The 24,112-nt window shown below is 71.2% G+C and carries 22 protein-coding genes; 12 read left to right on the top strand and 10 right to left on the bottom strand.

Annotated features, from left to right (window positions below; translation table 11 throughout):
• Positions 1-72 precede the first annotated feature (72 nt).
• Genes DFR41_RS15785 through DFR41_RS15770 form a run of 4 tightly spaced genes read right to left on the bottom strand, consistent with a single transcriptional unit; the run spans position 73 to position 4,355 of the window.
• On the bottom strand, positions 73-1,056 hold the full coding sequence (locus DFR41_RS15785; RefSeq protein WP_114803598.1) for a Bug family tripartite tricarboxylate transporter substrate binding protein: 984 nt from the start codon (positions 1,054-1,056) through the stop codon (positions 73-75).
• Between the two features lie 56 nt (positions 1,057-1,112).
• Positions 1,113-2,114, bottom strand: coding sequence for a Bug family tripartite tricarboxylate transporter substrate binding protein (locus DFR41_RS15780; RefSeq protein ID WP_114803417.1), 1,002 nt, complete (start codon positions 2,112-2,114; stop codon positions 1,113-1,115).
• A 37-nt stretch (positions 2,115-2,151) separates the two neighbouring features.
• Positions 2,152-3,135 carry a hydroxymethylglutaryl-CoA lyase gene (locus tag DFR41_RS15775; protein WP_211322600.1) on the bottom strand — a complete coding sequence of 328 codons (984 nt, stop codon included), beginning with the start codon at positions 3,133-3,135 and terminating at the stop codon, positions 2,152-2,154.
• Positions 3,132-4,355, bottom strand: a complete 1,224-nt coding sequence (locus tag DFR41_RS15770) for a CaiB/BaiF CoA transferase family protein (RefSeq protein WP_280525164.1) — start codon at positions 4,353-4,355, stop codon at positions 3,132-3,134. Before DFR41_RS15770 ends, DFR41_RS15775 begins: the two co-directional genes overlap by 4 nt.
• Before the next feature lie 129 nt (positions 4,356-4,484).
• Here DFR41_RS15770 and DFR41_RS15765 point away from each other — a divergent pair, with 129 nt between their 5' ends.
• The 4 genes from DFR41_RS15765 to DFR41_RS15750 all read left to right on the top strand — a co-directional run bounded on the left by DFR41_RS15765 (position 4,485) and on the right by DFR41_RS15750 (position 8,169).
• Positions 4,485-5,378 carry a LysR family transcriptional regulator gene (locus DFR41_RS15765; RefSeq protein ID WP_114803415.1) on the top strand — a complete coding sequence of 298 codons (894 nt, stop codon included), beginning with the start codon at positions 4,485-4,487 and terminating at the stop codon, positions 5,376-5,378.
• A complete protein-coding gene (gene earP, locus DFR41_RS15760; protein ID WP_114803414.1) occupies positions 5,375-6,451 on the top strand; it encodes an elongation factor P maturation arginine rhamnosyltransferase EarP in 1,077 nt (358 codons plus the stop codon). The genes DFR41_RS15765 and earP overlap by 4 nt, the downstream gene beginning before the upstream one ends.
• Before the next feature lie 166 nt (positions 6,452-6,617).
• Positions 6,618-7,172: an elongation factor P gene (gene efp, locus DFR41_RS15755; RefSeq protein ID WP_043117915.1), complete on the top strand. Its 555-nt coding sequence runs from the start codon at positions 6,618-6,620 to the stop codon at positions 7,170-7,172.
• 124 nt (positions 7,173-7,296) lie between these two features.
• Entirely contained in the window at positions 7,297-8,169 is an 873-nt protein-coding gene (locus DFR41_RS15750; protein WP_114803413.1) for an LOG family protein, read from the top strand.
• Between the two features lie 298 nt (positions 8,170-8,467).
• Here the strand turns inward: DFR41_RS15750 and DFR41_RS15745 are convergent, their stop codons facing one another.
• The 3 genes from DFR41_RS15745 to DFR41_RS15735 form a co-directional block, all read right to left on the bottom strand.
• Entirely contained in the window at positions 8,468-9,190 is a 723-nt protein-coding gene (locus DFR41_RS15745; protein WP_114803412.1) for a GntR family transcriptional regulator, read from the bottom strand.
• Positions 9,191-9,261: 71 nt separating this feature from the next.
• Entirely contained in the window at positions 9,262-9,963 is a 702-nt protein-coding gene (locus DFR41_RS15740) for a maleate cis-trans isomerase family protein (RefSeq protein ID WP_114803596.1), read from the bottom strand.
• 74 nt (positions 9,964-10,037) lie between these two features.
• Entirely contained in the window at positions 10,038-11,093 is a 1,056-nt protein-coding gene (locus DFR41_RS15735) for an ABC transporter substrate-binding protein (protein ID WP_114803411.1), read from the bottom strand.
• A gap of 281 nt (positions 11,094-11,374) precedes the next feature.
• Between DFR41_RS15735 and DFR41_RS15730 the strand changes: the two genes are divergently transcribed.
• Genes DFR41_RS15730 through DFR41_RS15720 form a run of 3 tightly spaced genes read left to right on the top strand, consistent with a single transcriptional unit; the run spans position 11,375 to position 14,197 of the window.
• Positions 11,375-12,466: an ABC transporter ATP-binding protein gene (locus tag DFR41_RS15730; RefSeq protein WP_114803410.1), complete on the top strand. Its 1,092-nt coding sequence runs from the start codon at positions 11,375-11,377 to the stop codon at positions 12,464-12,466.
• Positions 12,467-12,471: 5 nt separating this feature from the next.
• Positions 12,472-13,329 (top strand): ABC transporter permease, encoded by an 858-nt coding sequence (locus tag DFR41_RS15725; protein ID WP_114803595.1) that lies wholly within the window; start codon positions 12,472-12,474, stop codon positions 13,327-13,329.
• Entirely contained in the window at positions 13,322-14,197 is an 876-nt protein-coding gene (locus DFR41_RS15720; protein ID WP_114803409.1) for an ABC transporter permease, read from the top strand. The genes DFR41_RS15725 and DFR41_RS15720 overlap by 8 nt, the downstream gene beginning before the upstream one ends.
• Before the next feature lie 65 nt (positions 14,198-14,262).
• Here DFR41_RS15720 and DFR41_RS15715 read toward each other — a convergent pair whose 3' ends face one another.
• The gene (locus DFR41_RS15715) at positions 14,263-14,778 is read right to left on the bottom strand and encodes a nucleoside deaminase (protein WP_114803408.1); all 516 of its coding nucleotides are present in this window, start codon (positions 14,776-14,778) and stop codon (positions 14,263-14,265) included.
• 38 nt (positions 14,779-14,816) lie between these two features.
• Between DFR41_RS15715 and DFR41_RS15710 the strand changes: the two genes are divergently transcribed.
• The 5 genes from DFR41_RS15710 (at position 14,817) to pbpC (ending at position 21,783) form a co-directional block, all read left to right on the top strand.
• Entirely contained in the window at positions 14,817-16,325 is a 1,509-nt protein-coding gene (locus tag DFR41_RS15710; protein WP_017760871.1) for an amidohydrolase family protein, read from the top strand.
• On the top strand, positions 16,322-17,245 hold the full coding sequence (locus DFR41_RS15705) for a polysaccharide deacetylase family protein (RefSeq protein WP_114803407.1): 924 nt from the start codon (positions 16,322-16,324) through the stop codon (positions 17,243-17,245). Before DFR41_RS15710 ends, DFR41_RS15705 begins: the two co-directional genes overlap by 4 nt.
• A complete protein-coding gene (locus DFR41_RS15700) occupies positions 17,242-17,991 on the top strand; it encodes an aspartate/glutamate racemase family protein (RefSeq protein WP_114803406.1) in 750 nt (249 codons plus the stop codon). The genes DFR41_RS15705 and DFR41_RS15700 overlap by 4 nt, the downstream gene beginning before the upstream one ends.
• 71 nt (positions 17,992-18,062) lie before the next feature.
• Positions 18,063-19,517 carry an amidase gene (locus DFR41_RS15695; RefSeq protein ID WP_211322599.1) on the top strand — a complete coding sequence of 485 codons (1,455 nt, stop codon included), beginning with the start codon at positions 18,063-18,065 and terminating at the stop codon, positions 19,515-19,517.
• 70 nt (positions 19,518-19,587) lie between these two features.
• Entirely contained in the window at positions 19,588-21,783 is a 2,196-nt protein-coding gene (pbpC, locus tag DFR41_RS15690) for a penicillin-binding protein 1C (RefSeq protein ID WP_114803404.1), read from the top strand.
• Positions 21,784-21,823: 40 nt separating this feature from the next.
• On the opposite strand, the gene DFR41_RS15685 is transcribed toward pbpC, so the two are convergent.
• Complete coding sequence (locus DFR41_RS15685; protein WP_114803403.1) at positions 21,824-23,191, bottom strand: ATP-binding protein; 1,368 nt, start codon at positions 23,189-23,191, stop codon at positions 21,824-21,826.
• Complete coding sequence (gene ompR, locus DFR41_RS15680) at positions 23,188-23,916, bottom strand: osmolarity response regulator transcription factor OmpR (RefSeq protein ID WP_114803402.1); 729 nt, start codon at positions 23,914-23,916, stop codon at positions 23,188-23,190. Before ompR ends, DFR41_RS15685 begins: the two co-directional genes overlap by 4 nt.
• Positions 23,917-24,112 lie beyond the last annotated feature (196 nt).

Raw genomic sequence — 24,112 nt, 5'->3', positions numbered from 1 at the left:
CCCAGAACAAAGGGCGGTGCCGATGGCACCGCCCTTTGTTCGTTCAGCGGCGATTGCTCGCCTGCCCCAGCTTCAATCCACCTCGATGCGCGCCGACTTCGCCAGTTGCGACCAGCGCGCGAGGTCGGCCGTCACCCGCGCGGCCAGTTGCGTCGGGTCCTGGAAGTCGGCCGTCGCGCCCTGGTCCTGCGCCAGCTTTCTGAAGGCGGGCGTGTTCACCACCCGCCCGATCTCGCCCGCGAGCTTCTGCACCACCGCATCCGGCGTTGCCGCTGGCGCGAAGACCGCGAACCAGGAACTGGCATCCAGCTTCGGAAAGCCCGCTTCCGCGGTGCTGGGCACATCCGGCAGGCTGGGCAGGCGGCTGGTGCCGGTCACGGCCAGCACACGCAGCTTGCCGGCCTGGATGTGCGGCATGAAGGGAGGCGCGGTGCCGAAGGTCAGGTCCACCTGCCCGCCCAGCAGGTCCTGCAGGGCCGGGCCGGTGCCCTTGTAGGGCACGTGCACCATCTGCACGCCGGCCTGCTGCTCCAGCATGGCGCCGGTCACGTGCTGCAGCGAGCCGTTGCCCGACGAGGCGTAGTTCAGCTTGCCCGGATGGGCCTTGGCGTAGGCCACCAGATCGGCCAGCGTCTTCAGCGGCAGGTCGGCCCGCACCACGATGATCTGCGGCGCGGACAGCACGTTGGCCACCGGCCGCAGGTCCTTCTGCGCCCAGGGCAGGGGTGTCTTGCTCACCGCCGGCGTGATGACGTGGTAGCCGGAGTACTGCATCAGCAGCGTGTAGCCGTCCGGCTCCGCACGCTTGACGAAGGCCGCGGCAATGGCGCCGTTGCCGCCGCCCTTGTTCTCCACCACCAGCGACTGGCCCAGCGCCACGCCCAGCGGCTGCGCCAGCATGCGTGCGGACAGGTCGGTGGTGCCGCCGGTGGCGGTGGGCACCACGAGCGAGATCGGCCGCGACGGATAGGCGCCCTGCGCCACACTGGCGAGCGGCAAGGGCAGCAGGCAGGCGGCTGCAGCGGCAGCCAGAAAGCGTTGACGGGTGAGGGTCATGCGTGTCTCCATGTTCTTCATTGGCTACTCAAAGGCCGGAACGCCCGGCCGGGGCGTCAGTCCACCGTCGCGCCCGTGTCCTTCACGATCTGCGCCCACTTGCGCAGGTCCGACTGCACGAGCGCGGCCAGTTGGGCCGAGCTGCCCTTGAAGGGCTCGCAGCCCACGCTGGCCAGCTTCTCCAGCACATCGGGGCTTTCCAGCGCCTTGTTCACCTCGGCCTGCAGCCGGGCGACGATGGGCGCGGGTGTGCCGGCCGGTGCGAAGAGCGCATACCACGGCGCCTGGCCGAAGCCCGGCAGCGTCTCGCCGATCGTGGACGAATCGGGCAGCGCCTTGATGCGCTGCGGGTTGACCACGCCCAGCACCTTGAGCTTGCCCGACTTGATGAAAGCGATGACCGAGGGCAGGCTCTGCACCGACAGCGGCACCTGCCCGCCGACCACATCGGTCGCGGCTGCCGCCGAGCCCTTGTAGGGCACATGCTGCAGCTTGATGCCTGCGGCCTTCTGCACCATCTCGCCGATCAGGTGGTTGAGCGTGCCGTTGCCGGCCGACGCGTACGAATACGCGCCCGGCTGCGCCTTGGCCAGCCGGATCAGGTCGGCCATGTTCTGGCCCGGAAAGGACGGGGTGGCCACCAGCACATAGCCGGCGGTGGCGATGGGCGCGATGGGCTCGAAGTCCTTGACCGGATCGAAACCTGGATTGCGGTAGAGCGCCGGGCTCGTCACCTGCGCGCTGTCGGCCGTGAGCAGCAGCGTGTAGCCGTCGCGCTTGGCACGGGCCGTCGCTGCCGTGGCCACGGTGCCACCTGCGCCGGGCCTGTTGTCCACCAGCACGGTCTGGCCCAGCTGCTGGGACAGGCGCTGCGCCACCACCCGGGCAATGACGTCGTTGGCGCCACCCGCGGCCTGGGGCACGACCACCGTGATGGGCTTGCTGGGGTAGGCGTCCTCGGCCCAGGCGGCCGGGACGGCAGCGCCGCAGAGCAGCGCGGTGCCGATGCCGGCCGCGATGCGGCGGCGGGCGATGGCGGGGAAGGGGGTCGTCGTCATGGTCTTGTCTCCGTTGTCGTGAGGGTCGGGCAGGTCGTCAGGTGCGCGCCAGGGCGCGCTCGCGCACGGCCGCGAAGTCGGCCGGCGACGGATGCAGTTGCAGCCGCGGGCCGGCCTTCAGCAGTTGGCTGGGCACCTCGTGGCCGATCAGGGCGGGCAGGCGGGCAGCGGCGTGCATCACCCTCGCAAGATCCACCGGCACATGGAAGTCCATGCACTGCAGCGCGTGCACGATCTCCTCGGTACAGACATTGCCGGTAGCGCCCGGAGCGTAGGGGCAACCGCCGAGACCGCCGATGGAGGCATCGAAGCAGTCCGCGCCGGCGTCGATGGCGGCCAGCACATTGGCCAGGCCCATGCCGCGTGTGTTGTGGAAGTGCAGCGTGAAGGTCTGGCGCGGCCAGCGGACCCGCGCCATCGCCACCACGCGCGCCACCTGCGCCGGATGGGCCATCCCCGTGGTGTCGCACAGCGTGAGGCCGTGCACGCCCAGTTGGTCGAAGCGCTCGATGAGGTCGAACACCTCGTCGACCGCCACCTCGCCCTCCATGGGGCAGCCGAACACGCAGGACAGCGACACGTTCACCGCCACGCCCGCGGAGCGGCCCAGCGCCACCACCTCGGCCAGCGCGCGGAAGGACTGCGCCCGCGTCATGCGAAGGTTGGCCAGGTTGTGGGTTTCGCTGGCGGACATCACCAGGTTCAGTTCGTCCACCTTCGACTCGATGGCGCGCTCGGCACCACGCACATTGGGCACCAGCGCGGCATAGACGACGCCAGGGTGACGCTCGATCTCGCGCAGCACGACCTCGGCATCGCGCAGCGCCGGCACCGCGGCGGGCGAGACGAAGGCGCTGACTTCGATCTTGTCCAGCCCCGCGGCCGAGAGCTGGTTCACCAGCGCGATCTTGTCGGCGGTGGGCACGAAGGCCGCTTCCATCTGGAGGCCGTCGCGGGTGCCGACCTCCTGCATGTGGATGCGGCGGCCGGCGCCCTGCCAGGCACTGTGCACGGCGGTCATTGGATGATTCCCTTATCGCGCAGGTGCGCGATCTGGCTGGCACTCAGCCCCACCTCGGCCAGCACGGCGTCGGTGTCGTCGCCCAGGCGCGGCGCGCTGCTGCGCACGCGGCCCGGCGTGGCCGAGAGCTTGGGCACGATGCCCGGCACGGTGAGCGTGTCGCCATCGCGCGTCTGCTGGGTCAGCAGCATGTCACGGGCGCGGTAGTGCGGGTCTTCGGCAATGTCGCGGGCGGTGTAGACCTTGCCGGCCGGCACGCGGGCGGCGGCCAGGCTTTGCTGCACCTCGTGCACCGTGCGGCCCGTGGTCCAGTGAGCGATGGCCGCGTCGATCTCCTGCACGCGGGCCACGCGGCCGGCGTTGTTGGCCAAGTCGGGCGCGGCGGCCAGATCCGGGCGGCCGATGGCCTGCATCAGCCGCTTGAAGATGCTGTCGCCATTGCCCGCCACCAGCACCCAGCCGTCGGTGCACGGATAGGCATTGCTGGGCGCGATGCCCGGCAGCGCGCTGCCCGCGGCCTCGCGCACCACGCCGAAGGCGCTGTATTCGGGGATCAGGCTCTCCATCACGTTGTAGACCGCCTCGTGCAGCGCGACGTCGATCACTTGGCCGCGCCCGCCATGGGCCTGCCGGTGATAGAGCGCCGCCAGCACGCCGATGGCGCCATGCAGGGCCGCCAGGGTGTCGCCCAGCGACACGCCGACTCGCACGGGCACGCGGCCCAGCTCGCCCGTCAGGTGGCGCAGGCCGCCCATGGCCTCGCCGATGACGCCGAAGCCCGGCTGGTCGCGGTAAGGCCCGGTCTGCCCGAAGCCGGAGATGCGCAGCACGATCAGCCCCGGGTTGGCGGCCTGCAGCGACTCGGGGTCGAGGCCCCATTCCTCCAGCATGCCGGGGCGGAAGTTCTCGATCAGCACGTCGGCCTCGGCGACCAGGCGCCGCGCCACCTCCTGACCTTCGGGCGCGCGCAGGTCCAGCGCCACCGAGCGCTTGTTGCGCGACTGCACCTGCCACCACACCGAGGTGCCCTTCTGCAGCAGCCGCCAGTTGCGCAGCGGGTCGCCGGTGACCGGCGGCTCGATTTTGATGACCTCGGCGCCGAACTCGCCCAACGTCTTGCCGCAGAAGGGCCCGGCGATGAGCTGGCCCATCTCGACGATGCGCACGCCCTGCAGCGCGTCGCCGCCAATGAGGGAGGGGGATGGAGGGCCGCTGTCCACGTGATGTCTCCTGGCAAGGCCCGGCGGGCCGATCGGGTGCGGATCATGGCGGCTGGGCATCCGCCCGCAAAGCGCCGGTGCGCGAGGCCACCATCGCAATCCGGCATGGCAGGTAGCATCGCCCCTCCCATGAACCTCGACCCCGTCTCCCTGCGCGTGTTCGTGGCCGTGATGGAGCACGGCACCATCGCCGCCGCCGGCGCGCAGCACCACATCGCGCCTTCGGCCGTGAGCCGGCGCCTGGCCGAGCTGGAAGACGCGCTGCGCGTGCCGCTCTTCGCGCGCAGCAACAAGGGCATGGCGCCCACGCCGGCCGCCTTCGCGCTGCGCGACCTGGCGCGCGGGCTGATCAACGAGATGGAAGGCATCGCCCAGCAGATGCGCGACTACGGCCGCGGCACTCGCGGCCAGGTGCGGGTGGTGGCCAACATCTCGGCCATCACGCAGTTCCTGCCGCGCGAGCTGCAGACCTTCCTGGCTCGGCATCCGCAGGTGGACGTGCGGCTGCAGGAGCAGATCAGCAGCGCCGTCGCGCGCAGCGTGGCCGAGAATGCGGCCGACCTGGGCATCCTGAACGACGGCGACTACGGCGATGCGGTCCGCCTGCTGCCCTACCGCGAGGACGAGCTGGTGCTGGTCGTGCCCCAGGGCCATGCGCTGTCTCGGCGCCGCCAGGTGGACATCGGTGCCGTGCTGGACCACGACGTCGTCGGCATGCATCCGGGCAGCGCGATCAACCAGCAGCTCACCCGGGCCGCCGCCGAGCGCGGACGGGCGCTGCGGCTGCGCATGCAGGTCAGCAGCTACGACGCGCTGTGCCAGATGGTGGCGGCCGGCCTGGGCGTGGGCGTGCTGCCGCGCGGCAGTGCCTCCCTCTTCCGCGGCGCGTTGCCGCTGCGCATCGTGGGCCTCACCGAGCCCTGGGCGCGACGCCGGCTGGCGCTGTGCGTGCGGTCGGACGAAGGTCTGTCCAGCGTGGCGCAACTGCTGGTCGACCACCTGCGTGCGGAGGCCCAGGCATGAACTGGGACATCTTCTGCCGCGTGATCGACAACCACGGCGACCTGGGCGTGACCTGGCGCCTCGCCCGGCAGATCGCCGTCGAGCGCCGCGAGCCGGTGCGCCTGTGGGTGGACGACGCGAGCGCGCTCGCCTGGATGGCGCCGCGGGGCCAGCCGGGCGTGCAGGTGATCGACTGGTCCGACCCCGCCGCCGTGCACGCCGCTGCGGCCACCGGCCCGGATCCGCATGTGTTGATCGAGGCCTTCGGCTGCGACCCCGCGCCCGAACTCGTCGCCCGCTTCGCCGCGCGACCCGGCGGCATCTGGCTCAACCTCGAATACCTGTCGGCCGAGGACTTCGTCGAAGGCCTGCACGGCCTGCCCTCGCCGGTGATGAGCGGCCCGGGCCGCGGCTGCACCAAGCATTTCTTCTATCCCGGCTTCACGGAACGCACGGGCGGGCTGCTGCGCGAAGCCGGTCTGGTGCAGCGCCAGACCGCTTTCGACCGCGGCGCCTGGCTGGCCGCGCAAGGCATCGGCTGGCAGGGCGAGCGCATCGCCACCCTGTTCTGCTACGAGCCGCCAGCGCTGGCCGACTGGCTGGCGGGCCTGTGCGGGGGCGCCCGTCCGACGCGGGTGCTGGTGGCGGCCGGCCGAACGGCCGAGGCCGTCCGCGCGGTGCTGCCGCAGTTACCCGCCGACCGGGGCGCCCTGCACATCGACTGGCTGCCGCACCTCGCGCAGCCCGACTTCGACCACCTGCTGTGGGCGGGCGACTTCAACGCCGTGCGCGGCGAGGACTCGCTGGTGCGCGCCCTGTGGGCCGGCAAGCCGATGGTCTGGCACATCTATCCGCAGGACGATGGCGTGCACTACGACAAGCTGGACGCCTGGCTGGATGCGCTGGACGCACCCGCCTCGGTCCGTGCCTTCCACGCCGCCTGGAACGGCCGACCGGGCGCGCCGGCATTGCCGGCCCTGGACGACGCGCTGCTGGCCGACGCCACCCGCATGGTGCAGGCGGCGCGCACGCGGCTGCTCGCTCAGGACGATTTGCTGACCCGGCTTGTCCGTTTCATTGCCCAAAAAAGCTAAAATCGCGGGCTTTGCGGAAATCTCCGCCGCGGCGCGTGCACCAGCCGGTGCGCCCCCACGGAGCCGCCAACCCGCCGCGGGAACCTGCTTTTGCCGCCGCCACGACCACCCTCTGGGGCGGCAGTGACGGTCCGGGGCACGCCGAGCGGCCTCAACTCCAGCACCTATGAAAATCGCTCAAGAAATCCGCGCCGGCAACGTCATCATGCACGGCAAGGACCCGATGGTCGTCCTGAAGACCGAATACAGCCGCGGCGGCCGCAACAGCGCCACCGTGCGCATGAAGATGAAGAGCCTGATCGCCAACTTCAACACCGAAGTGGTCTTCAAGGCCGACGACAAGATCGACCAGATCGTCCTGGACAAGAAGGAGTGCACCTACTCCTACTTCGCCGATCCCATGTACGTCTGCATGGACAGCGAATACAACCAGTACGAAGTCGAAGCCGAGAACATGGGCGACGCCCTGAACTACCTCGAAGACGGCATGCCCGTCGAAGTGGTGTTCTACGAAGGCAAGGCCATCTCGGTCGAACTGCCCACCAGCGTCGAGCGCGAAATCACCTGGACCGAACCCGCCGTCAAGGGCGACACCTCCGGCAAGGTGCTCAAGCCCGCCAAGCTGTCGACCGGCTTCGAAGTGGCCGTGCCCCTGTTCGTGAACCAGGGCGACAAGATCGAAATCGACACCCGCACGGGCGAATACCGCAAGCGCGTCTGAGCCTGCCGGCGGCAGACTCCCGCATCGCTCCTGCAGCACGAGGCCCCACCGGGGCCTTTTTCTTTGGCCGCTGGCCCGAGGATTGCTGCGAGCAGAATCCCCTGGCCACTTTCCAGAGCGCCGAATGAGCCCCAAAGACAGCACGCACGACCTTCACAACAAGCGCCTGGCCGACGCCTGGGCCACGCTCCAGGCCCATTCCGACCGCGGCCTGCCGCTGGACCCGGATCCCTCCCGCCTCGCCTTCGCCGACCCCGAATTCCTGCTGCGCCGCGAAACCCGCGGCCTGCGCATGCAGCTCGAGCTGATGAAGCCCGACATCGAGATGCGTGCCCACGGCATCGAGAACACAGTGGTCGTCTTCGGCAGCGCGCGCTTCCGCAGCGAGGAGGAGATGACGGCCCTCATCGCTCAGGCCGAGGCCGCTGGCGACGAGAAGGCCGCCGCGCGCTGGAAGCGCCTGGCGCGGGGCAGCCACTACTACGAGCAGGCCCGCGCCTTCGGCAAGCTGGTCGCGCACTACAGCAACGACAAGGAGCCCGAGGACAAGCTCTTCGTCTGCACCGGCGGCGGCCCCGGCATCATGCAGGCCGCCAACCGCGGCGCCTACGAGGGCGGCGGCCTGTCGGTCGGCCTGGCCATCGCCCTGCCGATGGAAGAGGCGGCCAACGTCTACGTCACGCCGGCTCTGAGCTTCAAGTTCCACTACTTCGCCATCCGCAAGATGCACTTCATGATGCGGGCGAAGGCACTGGTGGCCTTTCCGGGTGGCTTCGGCACGCTGGACGAGCTCTTCGAAGTGGTCACGCTGGTGCAGACCCGCAAGGCCAAGCCGGTTCCCATCGTGCTGTTCGGTTCGGAGTACTGGCGGCGGCTGATCGACTTCGAGTTCCTGGTGGACGAAGGCGTGATCTCGCCGGAGGACATCGACCTGTTCCGGTATGTTGACACGCCGGAAGACGCGTGGACCGAGATCAAGCGCTTTTACGAGTTGTGAGATAGGGCGTCGTCCTTGCCCATAAGGGCAAAGACGAGGCGTTCGAGCGCAGCGTCGAGGCGGAGGATGCCGGTATGCGTGCGGAGGTGCCATTCGCGGCGCCGTGCAGTGCGGCAGGCGCGTCGGTGGAGAGCGAGCACCCGCCCTGCGCAGCAAGCCGGTCAGCGCGAGCGTGCACCGGGAGCGCGCATGCCGGCGTCCTCTGCCGGGTTAGCGGCCGGACCACTCGTGCCGGCCAGAACATGCGCGCCGCACGCGCCCGCGTCGAGAAGGGCAATGTAGCGCCTGCCCGACCAACTCAACCCAGCAGCGCCTCCGCCAGATCGATCTCCGGCTCCTCCTCCTGATGGAGATTGAGCGACTTCTCGATGTGATGCAGGTGCTCGGCCATCAGCGCCAGGGCCTCGTCGCTTCTGCCCGCCTCGATGGCGTCGATCAGCAGCGTGTGCTCGTCGTTGGGGCAGGCGGCGCCGGTGGGCGCCTCGAAGGTCAGGATGGCCAGGCAGGTCAGCGGCGTCAGCTCGCGCATCATCCGCGTCAGCAGGCTGCTGCCCGACAGCTCGGCCAGCAGCACGTGGAACTCGCCCGACAGCCGCACCGCCGATCGCCGGTCGCCGTTGTCATGGGCCTGCTGCTCGCGCTTGACCAGCGCCCGCAGTTGCTTGATGGCCTGCGGCGCCTTGCCGGCGACGATGCGGTCCATCACCCGGCGCACGATGGCCGGCTCCAGCGTTCGGCGCACCTCCAGCACGTCGTGCGCCTCGTCCACGCTGGGCGTGGTGACGAAGGCACCGCGGTTGGGGATGAGCGTGACCAGCTGCTCCACCGCCAGACGCTGCAGCACGCCGCGCACCTGCGTGCGACTGACCGAGAACAGCTCGGCCACCCGCTCCTCCGACAGCTTGGTGCCCGGCATGAGCCGGTGCTCCACGATGGCGTCGTAGATGCGCTGGTAGATGTCGGCCTTGGAGGCCGACTTGCCGGTGGCCTTCAGGACCTGGCGAGGCGTGGGGATGGGCATGGCGTCGGATCGGGCGTTCGGCGAGTGTATGCAAGGGCGCGCACCAAGGCGCACACCGGCACAGGCGCACTTCACAGCGTGAACAGGCTGCCCCAGCCCGTCACGCGGCGCGTGTCCACGCCGGCAATGCGCAGCGACTTCCAAACGGCCGTCGCCACCGAGTCATAGACCGGCACGCCCAGCGTCGCCTCCAGCTGCGGCACCAGGTGCGCGGCGCGCAGGTTGGTGCAGAAGGTAGTCAGGCATTGCGGGTCGCCGCTGGTCACGGCGGTGCGGGCCATGGTCTCGATCTGCGCAGGCGTGACCTCGGAGAAGGCAAAGTTGACCGACAGCCCCAGGTGCTGCTCGGCCACGCAGTCGAAGCCGCTCGCGCCGTAGTTGGCCACGATGCGCTGCTGCACCTCCGCCAGGTAGGGCGAGAGCAGGCCGAAGCGCGTGCGACCGGCCAGCCGCATGGCCTCGTTCAGCGCCAGCACCGAGGTGCAGGCGGGAATGCCCGTCTCGGCCGTGATGCGCGCGCACAGCGCCTCGTCGCGCTCGAAGCCCAGCCAGCCGGACGAGGTGCCGTTCCAGGCGATCACGTCCACCCGCGCATCGGCCAGCAGGCGCGCGGCCTCCAGGATCGGCGCCTCGTCGAACTGGCCCAGCGCCTGGTCGGAGAGCGAGATCTCGGTGACGCGGAAGCGCGCGAAATGCGCCGACACCTCGGGCAGGCCCGCCACCATCGCCGAGGTGATCGGTTCCAGCGCCGTGTTGGACGAGGGCGTGAGCATGCCCAGCAGCACGCGCCGAGGCGCGGCCTCGGACACTTGCGGGGTCGACGACGAAGCGATGTCGCTCACCGCGCTCAGACCTTGATCTCGCGGTTGAAGCGGTCGATGTACTCGCCGCGGCGCGGGTTGAGCTTGGCCCAGTCGACGCCGTTCATCTGCTCGATCTCGGCCATGTTCTTGGCATAAGCCTGCAGGCCCGGGCTGAACTGGGCCTTGGTGCTGACCGGCGCCACGAAATAGGGCTCGGCGGCCATCTTGGTCTGCACCTCGGGGCTGAGCGCGGCATTGATGTACGCGGCGGCCAGGTCGGGGTTCTTGGAGTTCTTGACGATGTGCATCACGCTCTTGATGTGGATCCAGCCCGTGTCCGGCTTGGCCAGCGCCACCGGCACGCCCTTGGCCTGGAGGTCGCCCACGTTGTTGTTGTAGTGCACCGAGATGTCGATCTGGCCCTGCTGGAACAGCGTGGCCAGCGAGCCCGGGTTGCTGGCCACGGCGCTCACGTTGGGCAGCAGCTTCTTCACGAACTGGAAGGCGGGCTCCATGTTCTCCTCGCTGCCGCCGTTCAGGCGCGCCATCTCGACCATCCAGGCCGACATCAGCGTCGAGCCCATGCCGGCCAAGCCGACGCGCCCCTTGAACTCGGGCTTGAGCAGGTCGTTCCAGGACTTCGGGGGCGTCTTGATCTTCTCGGTGTTGTAGGCGATGCCGATGATCTGGCCCGACACGAACACGCCCAGGCCGCGCGGATCGACCAGCTTGGCCGGCACGTCCTTGAGGTAGGGCATCTTGTCGGCGGGGATCTTCTCGAAGATGTCCTGCGACAGCGCGGCGAGGTAGGGGCCCTCGTCCAGGATGATGACGTCGTAGGGCGGGTTGGCCTTGGAGGCGGCGACCTTCGACACCGTGTCCACCGCCAGCGAGGGCACCAGGCTGACCGAGGCGCCCGTGGCCTTGGTGAAAGCCGGCAGCAGGATGCTGCGGTGCGCCGATTCCCAGGCACCCGGATAGGTGGTGGCCGAGATCGACTTGCCCTGCGCCAGGGCCAGGCCGGCATGGCCGGCGAGTTGGACGGCACCGGCGCCGGCGGCACCCTGCAGAAGACGGCGGCGGGACAGAAGCAGGCTCATGGATCTATTCCTTTCAGACGGAGCCGGCCACCTCGGCCGGATACGGCTGGCCAGCGCAAGCTCCGTGCCACGGCGGTTCGCCCCTGCAAGTCCGCCGTATCCAATGTCCGCCTCCCCATTTCGGGTGGTGGCCTGCGCCAACTTGGTCATGCGCGCACCATTTCGTGCACAGTCAGACTGGCTTTTGTATCCAATTTACCGGCACTTTGTGCTTCAACCATTGGCATGGATCTTGAACAAGACAGGCGCGACCCATCGCAGCCCAACAAGGACCCTTGCGCATGCCTTCTTCTCCCGCCACCGCAGCCACCGCCGTCGAGCTGGACCAGATCCATCACACCTATGCGGGGTCGGTGGCGGTCGAATCGGTCTCGCTGCAGATCCGACCCGGCGAACTGGTGGCGCTGCTGGGCCCCAGCGGCTGCGGCAAGACCACGCTGCTGCGCATCGTGGCCGGCCTGATGCGCCAGAGCGGCGGCCAGGTGCGCATCGGCGGCGAGGTGGTCGACGCGCTGCCGACCAACGAACGCGGCGCGGGCATCGTGTTCCAGAACTACGCCCTCTTCCCCCACATGACGGTGCTGGCCAACGTGGCCTACGGCCTGCGCGCCCGCGGCGTGGCGGCGGCCGAGGCGCGCGCCACCGCCGAGCGCATGCTGGAGATGGTGCAGATGTCGCGCTTCGCCCAACGCCATCCGCGCGAGCTCTCGGGCGGCCAGCAGCAGCGGGTGGCCCTGGCCCGCACCCTGGCCGTGCAGCCGCGCGTGCTGCTACTGGACGAGCCCTTCGCCGCGCTGGACAAGAACCTGCGGCTGGACATGCAGATCGAGATCCGCCGCATCCAACGCGAGCTGGGCATCACCACCATCCTGGTCACGCACGACCAGGAAGAAGCCATGTCCATGGCCGACCGCATCGCCGTGATGCATGCCGGTCGCGTCGAGCAGTTCGACACGCCCGAGGCGATCTACGACCGGCCCGCCTCGCTGTTCGTCGCCACCTTCATCGGCACCGCCAACCTGCTGCCCGGCCGGCTGGCCCGTGAGGGCGAGGCCGGCTTCGCGGTCGACTGCGACGGCGGTGGCCGCCTGCCGCTGGCCGAGGCCCAGCCCTGCTCCCGCGTCGGTGCCGTGGTGCTCGCGGCGCGGCCCGAGCACCTGGCCCTGGGCGCACCGGCCGCCGATGCGCTGCCGGCCACGGTCGAGATGGTGCTGCCGCTCGGGCCCTCGCTGGTCTACGAGCTGCGCCTGCCCGGCGGCACCACCGCCAAGGTGACACAGCCGCGCACGGCCGAGCAGCCGCGCTTCGAGGCCGGCCAGGCCGTGGGCCTGCGGCTGCGCCAGGGTTCGCCCGCCAGCGTCTTCGCCGGGTGAGCGCCATGGCTGCCGCTGCCAATCCCCGCCTCACGCCGCCGCTGGCCCTGGGCCTGCCACTGGGCCTGTTCTTCGCCGTCTTCGTCTTCGCGCCCATGCTGCTGCTGGCCTGGGTGAGTCTGCACAACGACACGGCCATGACGCAGTTCGGCGTCGGCCAGTACGTCAAGTTCCTGGGCGACGGCTTCAACCTGGGCATCCTGGGCAGCACGCTGTGGCTGGGCCTCAAGGTCACGCTGCTGGCGGCGGTGGTGGGCTTTCCGCTGGCCTACCTCTACACCCAGGCGCCGCCGCGCTGGCAGGGCGTGCTCCTGCTGCTGGTGCTGCTGCCGCTGCTCACCAGCTCGGTCGTGCGCACCTTCGCCTGGGTGGTGATCCTGGGGCGCCAGGGCATCGTCAACACGGTGCTGCTCGACCTGGGGCTGATCGCCGATCCGCTCAAGCTGCTCTACACGCCCGGTGCCGTCACCGTGGCGCTGGCACAGATCGAGCTGCCGCTGATGGTGCTGCCGCTGATCACCGCGCTGGCCAACATCGACGGCAACCTGCGCCAGGCCTCGCTGGCCCTGGGCGCGGGCCACTGGCGCACCTTCTGGCTGGTGACGCTGCCGCTGGCCATGCCGGGCCTGCTGGCGGGCAGCCTGCTGGTCTTCGCCAGCAGCGTGAGCGCCTTCGTCACGCAGACGCTGGTGGGCGGCGGGCAGCAGATGTTCATGCCCTTCTACATGTACCAGCAGGCCATCCAGGCCAACAACTACCCGTTCGCCGCCGCGGTCGCCATGCTGCTGCTGGTGTGCGTGCTGGGGGTGGTGGCCGCCATCAACGCGCTGGGCCGGCGCAGCAAGGGGTTCGTCCATGGCTGAGGCTTTTGTTTCCGGCACGCCGGTGCCCGTCACTCCGACGGCGCCCACGGCCAAGGCCGACCCGCGCGGCCGGGCCGAGCGCCTGTCCTTCACGCTGGTCTTCGGGCTGCTGGGCCTGATGGCGGCGGTGCTGCTGCTGGCGCCCACGGTGATCGTGGTCATTACCTCCTTCACCAGCGGCTATTCGCTCAAGTTCCCGCCGCCGGGCTATTCCACGCGCTGGTACGAGGCGCTGTGGGACCAGTCGCCCGAGCTGATCGAGGCCTTCGTGCTGTCGCTGGAGCTGGCGGCCACGGCGACGGCCATCTCCATCGTGCTGGCGGTGGCAGCGGCGCTGGCGCTCGCCCGCCGGCGCGAGGCCTGGGCGCGCGCGGCCGAGGCGCTGTTCCTGTCGCCGCTGATGCTGCCGGCACTGGCCATCGGCCTGTCGCTGCTGATGCTGTTCAACCTGGCGGGCACGGGGCTGTCGTTCACGACGCTGGTGCTGGGCCATGTGGCCATCACGGCGCCCTACATCCTGCGCACCACCACGGCGAGCCTGGCCCAGATGGACGGCGCACTGATGGAGAGCGCGCATTCGCTCGGCGCCTCTGGCGTGTTCGCCTTCCGCACCGTGACGCTGCCGCTGATCGCGCCCGGCGTGGCGGCGGGCGCCTTCATCGGCTTCATGTATTCCTTCGACAACGTGGCGGTGTCGCTCTTCCTGTCGGACGCCCGCAGCGAGGTGCTGCCCATCCGCATGTGGCACATCATCGAGTCCAGCCTGGACGTACGGGCCGCCGCGGTGTCGGGCGTGCTGATCGCCGCGACCATCGTGCTGATGGTGGTGATGGAGCGCGTGGCCGGCATCTCGCGGCACATGCGATGAGCGGCCCCGGTGTGCAGGCCTGGGCCACGGCCCGCGCCCTGCACGGCGCGCCACGGCCCCGGGCGTCAGGGTGCCGGTGCCACCCGGTCGCCGCCCCAGCGCAGGCGCAGCGCCAGGTAGTCGTCTTCCAGTACGCCGTCGCGCAGCTCCAGCGGGTAGTCGGTGAGATGGCAGAAGCGCTCGATGCTGTAGTCGCCCAGGTCCACGCGCCGCAGCCGTGCATGGCGCAGCGCCAGCACAAGCGTCTGCACGCCGGCGATGCGCAGCGCGCCCGCGCACATGGGGCAGGGTTCCATCGTGCAGTACAGCGTGGCGCCCTCGGCGGCGTGCGGACCGTGCGCGCGGAAGGCGGCCTGGAGCGCATCGGTCTCGGCATGCGCGGTCGGGTCGACTCGGGTGTTCTGGCGGTTCTGCCCATAGGCCAGCACGCGGCCCTGCTTGATCAGCACGGCACCGGTGGGCCAGTCGCCCCGGGCATGCGCATCCAGCGCCTCCGCCAGCGCGGCACGCATCCAGTGGATGTCGGCCGCCTCCTGGGTCATGGGCGACGTCGGCGGTATCGGCATGGTGACAGCGGTCATCTCGTTCTTCCCTTTTCTCTTGATGGAGACACGCACGCATGAGCAAGAAGCGAACCCTGCTGCGCGGCGCCCAGGCCTTGCTGGGCGAACAGCACCAGCATGAACCGCGCCCGCTGGATGTGCTGGTCGAAGATGGCCGCATCGCCGCCATCGAGCCGGCCGGCACGCTGGGCGGCGCCGACCGCGTGGTGGACCTGTCGCGGCACCTGCTGGTGCCCGGCCTGGTCAACGGCCACCAGCATTCGCACGAGCACTTCCAGCGCGGCCGCACCGAGAACCTGCCGCTCGAACTCTGGATGCACCTGGTGCGCACCCGCATGCCGGTGCCGCTCACGCCGCGGCAGGCCTACCTGCGCACCATGATCGGCGCCATCGAATCGCTTCGCACGGGCTGCACCACGCTGGTGGACGACATGGCGCTGGGCGCCGCCATCGACCGCCCGCGCATCGAGGCCTGCCTGCAGGCCTACGACGATGCCGGCATCCGCGCGCTGGTGGGCTTCGCGATGATGGACAAGCCCATCGTCGACAACTTTCCCTTCCTGGCGCAGCACATGCCGCCCGCGATGGTCGAGGAGATGCGCGCCGGTCGCCGCCCCGATCCGCAGGACTGCCTGGCGCTGGTGCGCGACTTGGCCGCGAGCCGCCATCCGCACAGCCGGCGCGTGGGCGTGCTGGTGTCCGCGTCGGCCCCACAGCGCTGCACCGAGCCCTTCCTGATGCAGGTGCGCGCGCTGGCCGACGAGCTGGCACTGCCGGTCATCACGCATGTGCAGGAGACGCGGCTGCAGGTGGTCACCGGCCAGCTGTTCTACGGCTGCCCGATGGTCGAGTACCTGGACCGCATCGGCTTCCTCAAGCCGGCCACCAGCCTGATCCATGCCGTGTGGCTGAACCCGCGCGAGATCGAGGCGCTGGCCCGCACCGGCGCCACGGCCCAGCACAACCCCTGGAGCAACCTGCTGCTGGGCTCGGGCATCCAGCCGGTGCGCGAACTGCTCGACGCGGGCGTGAACGTGAGCCTGGGCTCGGACGGCTCGTGTTCCACCGTCACCGTGAACATGCTCAACGTGCTGGGCAGCGCGGCGGCACTCTCCAAGATCCGCGGCGACGACCACGCCCGCTGGCTCAGCGCGCAGGAAGCGCTGCATGCCGGCACCGTGGCCGGCGCGCGCGCCCTGGGCTTCGGCGACCGCCTGGGCAGCCTGCACGTGGGCGCCATGGCCGACTTGGTCGCCTATCGCACCGACACCGTCACCTTCACGCCAATGAGCGATCCGGTGCGCCAGCTCGTCTATGCCGAACGCGGCGCGGGCCTGGACTTCTCGATGGTCGATGGCGAGGTGGCGATCCAGAACGGCCGGCTGGTCCGTGTGGACGAGGCCGCGCTGCTGGCCGAGATCCAGCACGAATTCGCCGAGCTGATGCCGCAGTACGCCCGCGCCGAGGCCGACATGGCGCCGGTGCTGGCCGCCATGGAACGCATCCACCGCGAGGGGCTGGCGACGCCCATCGCGCCCGATACCTTCGCCGCACGCCTGCCATGAGCCCTGCACTGCCTCCCCGCGACTTCACCGGCTACGGTGACGACGCGCCCACCATGCGCTGGCCCGGCGGCGCCGGGCTGGCCGTCTCCTTCGTGCTCAACATCGAGGAAGGCGCGGAGTTCGCCCTGTCGGCTGGCGACGAGCGCAACGAGGGTTGCCACGAGGTCAGCAACGAGATCCGCGGCGTGCCCGACCTGTGCATGGAAAGCCACTTCGAATACGGCAGCCGCGTGGGCTACCGGCGCATCGTGCGGCTGCTCGCTGATTCAGGCGTGCCGCTCACCCTCAACTGCTGCGCCCGCGCGCTGGAGGCCACGCCCTGGATTGCCGAAGACGCCGTGCGCCGCGGCTACGAGCTGTGCTGCCACGGCTGGCGCTGGGAGTCGCATGCCCACCTGGCCGAGGACGAGGAGCGCGAGCGCATCGCCCGCACGGTAGCCACCGTCACCCGACTCGCGGGCCGCGCGCCGGTGGGTTGGCACACCAAGTCCTCGCCCTCGGTGAACACACGCCGGCTGCTGGTCGAGCATGGCGGCTTCCTCTACGACAGCGATGCCTACAACGACGACCTGCCCTACTACCGCGAGGTGGCCGGCCGCCAGCATCTGGTGCTGCCCTATGCCTTCGACACCAACGACATGCGCTTCTTCGACAGCCATGCCTTCGTGGCCGGCGAGGACTTCGCGCGCTATGCCATCGACGCCTTCGAATGGCTGCGGGCCGAGTCGCAGGAGGCGCCGCGCATGATGTCCATCGGCCTGCACACCCGCATCATCGGCCGGCCGGGGCGCATCGGCGGTCTGAAAGCGCTGGTCGAGCACATCCGCGGCGCCTCGGGCGTGTGGCTCGCCACGCGCGAGCAGATCGCCCGCCACTGGCTGGCCGAGGTGCCACCGCCCGCTGCAAAGGACGCTGCATGAAGCTGCTGTTGATCAACCCCAACCGCACCCAGGCCGTGACCGATGCGGTGCTGGCCGCCGCCCGCAGCGCTGCACGGCCCGGCACCGAGTTGCTGGCCGTCACCGGGCGGCAGGGCCCGGCCATCATTGCCTCGCGCGCCGAGAACGCGCTGGCCCAGCAGGAGGTGCTGGAGCTGGCTGCCCAGCATGCGACGGAGGTGGATGCCATCGTGCTCGGCGTCTCGCTCGACAGTGCGCTGTGGGCCTGCCGCGAGCTCTTCGATGTGCCGGTGGTCGGCATGACGGAGGCCGGCCTGCTGATGGGCGCCACGCTGGCCGGTCGCATCGGCGTGCTGACCTATGGCGCACGCATGGCGCCGCTGTACCGCGAGTTGGTCGAGCAGCACGGCCTGGCCGCGCGCCTGGCCGGCATCGAGACGCTGGAGGTGACGCCGCAGCAGACCTTCGAGACGCCGCTGCGCGTGCAGGAGGCGGTGCTGTGCGGCATCGAGCGGCTGGTGCAGCGCGACGGCGCCGAGGCCGTGCTGCTGGCCGGCGCGGCCATGGCCTCGATGGCGCCGGTGCTGCAGCCGCGTGCCAGCGTTCCGCTGCTCGACGGCGTGGCCTGTGCCGTCGCCCTGGCCCAGGCCCGCGTGGACCTGGCGCTGCCCGCGGCCCGTGCCGGAAGCCTGGCACCACTGCGCGGCCGCGACGTGACGGGCATCACGCCCGCGCTGGCGGCGCGCTTCCGGGGCGCAGCAGCATGAGCACCGGCCGTGCCACTGCGCAAGGCGCGCCTGCCTCAGGCTCAGTCGAAGCACAAGGTCGTCCAACAGACATGAACCGCCTCGCCGCCTCACCCGTTTGCCCCGAGCCCGTCGAAGGGCAGGACGCCGCGCCCGCGTCGATCCCGCCGCTGCACGACATGGACGCGCGCGAACTGGCTGCCCGCGTCGCCCGCCGCGACCTGCCGGCCACCGAGGTGGCCCGCCATTTCATCGCTCGCGTCGAGGCGCTCAACCCCGGCCTGAACGCCATCGTCCAGTTCGATCCGGCGCGCGTTCTCGCCGAGGCCGAAGCGGTGGACCGGCGCCTGGCCGCGGGCGAGTCGCTGCCGCTGGCGGGCGTGCCCTTCACCGTCAAGGACAACCTCTGGGTCGAGGGCTACCGCATCGCCCAGGGCTCGCTGCTTTTCGAAGACTTCGTCGCGCCCCGTGATGCCTGGGCCGTGGCCCGGCTGCGTGCGCTGGGCGGCGTGGTGCTGGGCATCACCAACTGCTCCGAATTCGCCTGCAAGGGGGTGACGAGCAACCTCGTCTACGGCGCGACTCGCCATCCGCTCGACCCGACGCTGACGCCCGGCGGCTCCTCCGGCGGCGCGGTGTCGGCGCTCGCCCGTGGCCTGGGCCTGCTCGCGCTGGCCACCGATGCCGGCGGCTCCACCCGCCGGCCGGCTGCGCATTGCGGGCTGGTCGGGCTCAAGCCCAGCCCGGGACTCGTCCCGCATCCCTGGGGCTTTGCCGAGCCCAACTACGGTCTTTCGGTCATCGGCGTGCTGGCGCGCAGCGTGGCCGACTGCGGCTGGGCCTTCGACCTGCTCGCGGCCTATGACGCAGGCGATCCGGCAGGCGTGCCGATCCCGAGCGGCCTCACGCAGCCGACACCCGAGCTGCCGCCCCGCGGCCTGCGCATCGCCTGGAGCCCGCGCCTGGGCTGCGACTTCGCCATCGATGACGACGTGCTGGCCGCCTTGCAGGCGCGCGTGGATGCACTGCGCACCGCCGGCTGGCAGATCGCCGATGCCGATCCACCCTGGCCACCCGAGGCGCGCGAGTACCCCCTGATCGCCTTGCAGCATGCCGGCCTGCATGCGCTCTACGGCGAACAGTGGGTGGCCGACCCGACGCGCATCGACCCGGTGCTGGGCGCGCAGATCGAGACGGGCGCCCGCATCGCGCCCGCCGACGTCGCGCGCGCATTGCGGCTGCGCGAACGCATCGCCCACGCGCTGGCGGGCTTCTTCGAGCACTACGACCTGCTGCTGTGCCCCAGCGCCCCGGTCACCGCCTGGCCGCTGGACCAGCTGGGCCCGCCCGTCATCGGCGGCCAGCCCGCCGGTCCGCGCGGGCATGCGGCCTTCACACCGCTCTTCAACTACTGCGGCGTGCCCGCCTGCTCCGTGCCCGCCGGCACCGTGCGCGGCCTGCCGGTCGGCCTGCAGGTGGTGGCGCCGCGCTACGAGGACGCGCGCGTGCTGGGCTTTGCGGCAGCGGTGGAGGGCTGCATCCCATAGGGGTTGCGCGGGATGGCGCCCCGCCGCGCTGAGATACTGGGTCCATGCACAACATGCTGGATCCGCACGCATGAGGCGTTTCGGCACGCAGGTTCTGCCGCTGGTAGCGGCCCTCTTCCTCTCGTCCGCCGCCCTCGCCCTGCCCCGCTTCGACGACGTCCGCCGCGACTTCCGGCCCTCCGACGTGCAGGTGCTGGACCAGGGCGGCGCGCTGGTGCAGCGGGTGCGCACCGATGCCAGCGTGCGCCGCGGCCAGTGGATCGGCCTGGCCGACGTGTCGCCCGCGCTGCGCCATGCGCTGATCTACAGCGAGGACCAGCGCTTCTATGAGCACTCCGGCGTCGACTGGCGTGCCGTCTCGGCCGCCGCCTGGGGCAACCTCTGGAACACGCGCACCCGCGGCGCCTCCACGCTGACCATGCAGCTGGCCGGCCTGCTCGACGAGGACCTGCGCCGCGGCGCCAGCGGCCGCAGCCTGGGCCAGAAGGTGGAGCAGGTCTTCGGCGCCGCCCAGCTGGAGCGTGAATGGCGCAAGGACCAGATCCTGGAGGCCTACCTCAACCTTGTGCCCTTCCGCGGCGAACTGGTGGGCATCGACGCCCTCTCGCGCACGCTCTTCGCCAAGGCCCCGCATGGCCTGGATGCGCGCGAGGGCGCCATCGCCGCCGCCCTGGTGCGCGCGCCCAATGCCTCGGCCGCGCAGGTGGCGCGCCGCGCCTGCGAGGTGCTGCGCGCCATGCAACCGGCACCGGCGCCGGACTGCGAATCCCTGGCCTTCTTCACCCAGGCCGCGCTGCAGCGCCGCGCCTTCGACGCCAGCGAAGGCATCGCGCCGCACTTCGCCCGCCAGGCGCTGCGCCAGCGCAGCGGCGATGCGCCGACGCTGCGCACCACGCTGCGCGCGCCGCTGCAGCGCGCCGCCGTCGAAGCGCTGGACCGCCAGATGCGCGAACTGCGCGGCCGCAACGTGCAGGACGGCGCCGCCGTGGTGCTGGACAACGCCAGCGGCGCGGTGCTCGCCTGGGTGGGCTCCTCGGGCGCGCACAGCCGCGCGGCCGAGGTCGATGCCGTGCTGGCGCCGCGCCAGCCGGGCTCCACGCTCAAGCCACTGCTCTATGCGCAGGCGATTGCCGAGCGCCGCCTCACGGCCGCCTCGCTGCTGGAGGATTCGCCCGCGCAGATCGCCACGCCGGGTGGTCTGTACATCCCGCAGAACTATGACCGGCACTTCAAGGGCCTGGTCTCGGCCCGCACCGCATTGGCCGCCTCGCTCAACGTACCGGCGGTGCGCACGCTGGTGATGGTCTCGCCCGACGCCTTCGCGCGCCGCCTGCAGGCCGCCGGCCTCGCCCTGCGCGAGAGCGGCGACTACTACGGCTACAGCCTGGCCCTGGGCAGTGCCGAGGTCAACCTGCTGGCGCTGACGAATGCCTACCGCATGCTGGCCAACGGCGGGCGCTACACGCCCACGCGCCTGCTGCCCGGTGCCGCCGCCGAGCCGCCGAAGCCGGTGCTCGACGCTGGCGCGGCCTTCATCGTGGGCGACATCCTGTCGGACCCGAATGCCCGGGTGCGCACCTTCGGGCCCGACAGCCTGCTGGCCACCCGCTTCTGGACAGCCGTGAAGACCGGCACCAGCAAGGACATGCGCGACAACTGGGCCATCGGCTGGTCGCAGCGCTACACCGTGGGCGTGTGGGTGGGCAATGCCGACGGCTCGCCGATGTGGGACGTGAGCGGCACCAGCGGCGCGGCGCCCGTGTGGGCAGATCTGATGCGCCAGCTGCACCATAGCGAGCCCAGCCGCGCGCCAGCGCCGCCGCCGGGCGTGGTGCAGCAGGCGGTGCGCTATGCCGCCGCGGACGGCGGCGAGCGCGGCGTGCCACTGGAAGCCGCCCGCAGCGAATGGTTCCTGGCCGGCACGCAGCAGGCGCTGTTCACGCCCTCGGCGATCCGCGCCACGGCGGGTGACGGCGCGACCGGCCGCACCGCGCGCATCACGGCGCCGGCCGATGGCACCATCCTCGCGCTGGACCCGGACATCCCGCCGCGCCACCAGCGCGTGCGTCTCGCGGCCGACGGCGCGCCGGGCGATGTGCAGTGGCGGCTGGACGGCCGCACGCTCGCGCGCGGCACGGCGGCCGACTGGCTGCCCTGGCCCGGCCGCCACCGGCTGGAACTGGCTGATGCGCGCGGGCAGGTGCTGGACAGCATCCGCATCGAGGTGCGCGGCGCGGGCGTGGTGGGGGCGCCGCCGCGGCGCTGAGGGCGGGTTGCCGCGCGGATCGGCGCGTCGGCGGCAACCGTCAGGGCTCGGCCCGCGGCAGCATCACGCGTGCGCACAGCCCGCCGCGCTCTGCCGGCAGCAGCGCCAGCTCGCCGCCGTGCTCGCCCGCGATGCGCTCAACGATCGCCAGCCCCAGACCGGCCCCCGAGCCGCCCGAGCGCGCATCGCCCGCACGGTGGAAGGGCTGGCGCAGCCAGTCGGCCTGGGCAGGATCGATGCCGGGCCCATGGTCGATCACTTCCAGCCACACCCAGGCACCTTGCGCGCAGCTGCGCAGTTGCACCGGCGGCGCGCCGTGCCGATGGGCGTTCTCCAGCAGATTCGCCAGCATGCGCCGCAGGGCAGCCGGCCGGCCGCTGACGGCCGGCAGGGAACGGGCCGGTTGCCATTGCACCGTCTGCCCGTGGTCGGCGAAGTCGGCGCACACGCGGGCGCACAGGGCATTCAGGTCCACCGGCTCGCGCAGGCCGGGCTCGTCGGCGGCGCGCGCGTAGTCGAGGAACTGGCCCACGATGCCGTCCATCTCCTCCACGCTGCGCACCATGCTGGCACGGGTGGCGGGGTCAGCCGCGTCGCCGACGATCTCCACCGCCAGGCGCAGCTTGGTCAGCGGCGTGCGCAGGTCGTGGGAGATGCCGGCCAGCATCAGCGCGCGCTCGCGCTCCTGCCGAGCCAGGCTGTCGGCCATGCGGTTGAAGCTGCGACTGACGGTGGCGATTTCGCTGGGCCCGTCTTCCGGCAGCGGCGGCGGCTTGCGGCCAGCCCCCAGGCTGCCTGCCGCCTCCACCAGTCGGGACAGCGGCCGATCGAGCCGGCGCTGCAGCCACAGCGCACCCGCCAGCGCCAGGAGGCCACTGCCCGCGCTCACGGCCAGCCAGGCCCCGGTGAACTCCCGTGCGGGCAGCACGCCGGGCAGCACCAGCCAATGGGCATCGCCGTCCAGCGCCACCCGCAGGGCCAGGCCACCGTCGCCTGCGCGGCGCCACAGGGCCTGCATGCCGGCCTCGCCCAGGCGCTGCGACACCCGGCGGATGAAGCGCCGTTCCAGGGCGGTGAGCCGCGGGGACGCGTCCGCGTCGCTGGCTACGTCTGCGCCATCCGGACGGCGGTTGAAGGCCGTCACGAATGCCGCGCGCTGGGCCGGCGGCAGGCTGGCCAGCCCGGCGCGCACGGCCAGCAGGTTGGTGGCCACGCCATCGGCCACCTGGGCGAGCCGCGGCTTGAGCACCATCTCGCGCAGAAGCAGCGCGCTGCCGATCTGGCCGATCAGGATCAGCAGCACGATCAGCAAGGCATGGCGCCCGAGCAGGCTGCGCGGCCAGCGCGCGATGGCGGCCCGGGCACCAAGCGCGCCTGCCTCGGTGTCGCCCGCGGCGCGGGCGCTCATCGGGTATCCCCATCCGGCACGAAGACGTAGCCCACGCCCCATACGGTCTGGATGAAGCGCGGCTGCGCCGGGTCGGCTTCGATCAGCTTGCGCAGCCGCATCACCTGCACGTCGATGCTGCGGTCGGTGGCCTCGTGCTCGCGGCCGCGCGCCAGCTCGATGAGGCGGTCGCGGCCGAGGGGGCGTCCCGGGTGGCGGCAGAAGGCGGCCAGCAGCGTGAACTCGCCCGTGGTCATCGGCAGATCCTGGCCCGCGCGGCTGAGGCGGCGGCGGCCGAGGTCGAGCACGAAGTCGGCGCCGAAGCGCAGCTCGCCCTCGTCGGGGGCCGGGCCGGTGTGCGCGCCCAGCATGCGCTGGCGCCGCACCATGGCCTGGATGCGGGCCAGCAGTTCGCGCGGGTTGAAGGGCTTGGGCAGGTAGTCGTCGGCGCCCATCTCAAGGCCGACGATGCGGTCGACCGGATCGCCCCGCGCCGTGAGCATCAGGATGGGGATGGTCTCGCCCTGCGCACGCAGGCGGCGGCAGACGGACAGGCCGTCCTCGCCCGGCATCATGACGTCGAGCACCAGCACGTCGAAGCGCTCGCGCGCGAGCAGGCGGTCCAGGGCGGCCGCGCCTTCGACGGTGCGCACGGCGTAGCCCTGGTCGCCCAGGTAGCGCTGCAGCAGCGCACGCAGGTCGGCCTCGTCGTCGGCCACCAGGATGCGGGCAAGCGGCTCGGTCATGGGACGGCGACCGGCGCAGGGCGCGCGGCGGCGCAGGACGGCGGCACGGCAGGAAACGGGGGGCGCGGCAACAGGGACATGGCGGCATCGTAGACAGCGCCACCATCCCGCCGGCCCTCCGAAATCATGACAAACGATGACAAGCCGGCACGATGGTCACGGCTGGTCATGAGCGCAGGCCCTGCCGTGACGAGTG

Source organism: Pseudacidovorax intermedius (genome assembly GCF_003350475.1).
Classification (GTDB): Bacteria; Pseudomonadota; Gammaproteobacteria; order Burkholderiales; family Burkholderiaceae_C; genus Xenophilus; species Xenophilus intermedius.
The sequence above is the reverse complement of the archived record's forward strand: the minus strand, read 5'-3'. Positions and strand labels throughout refer to the sequence as shown.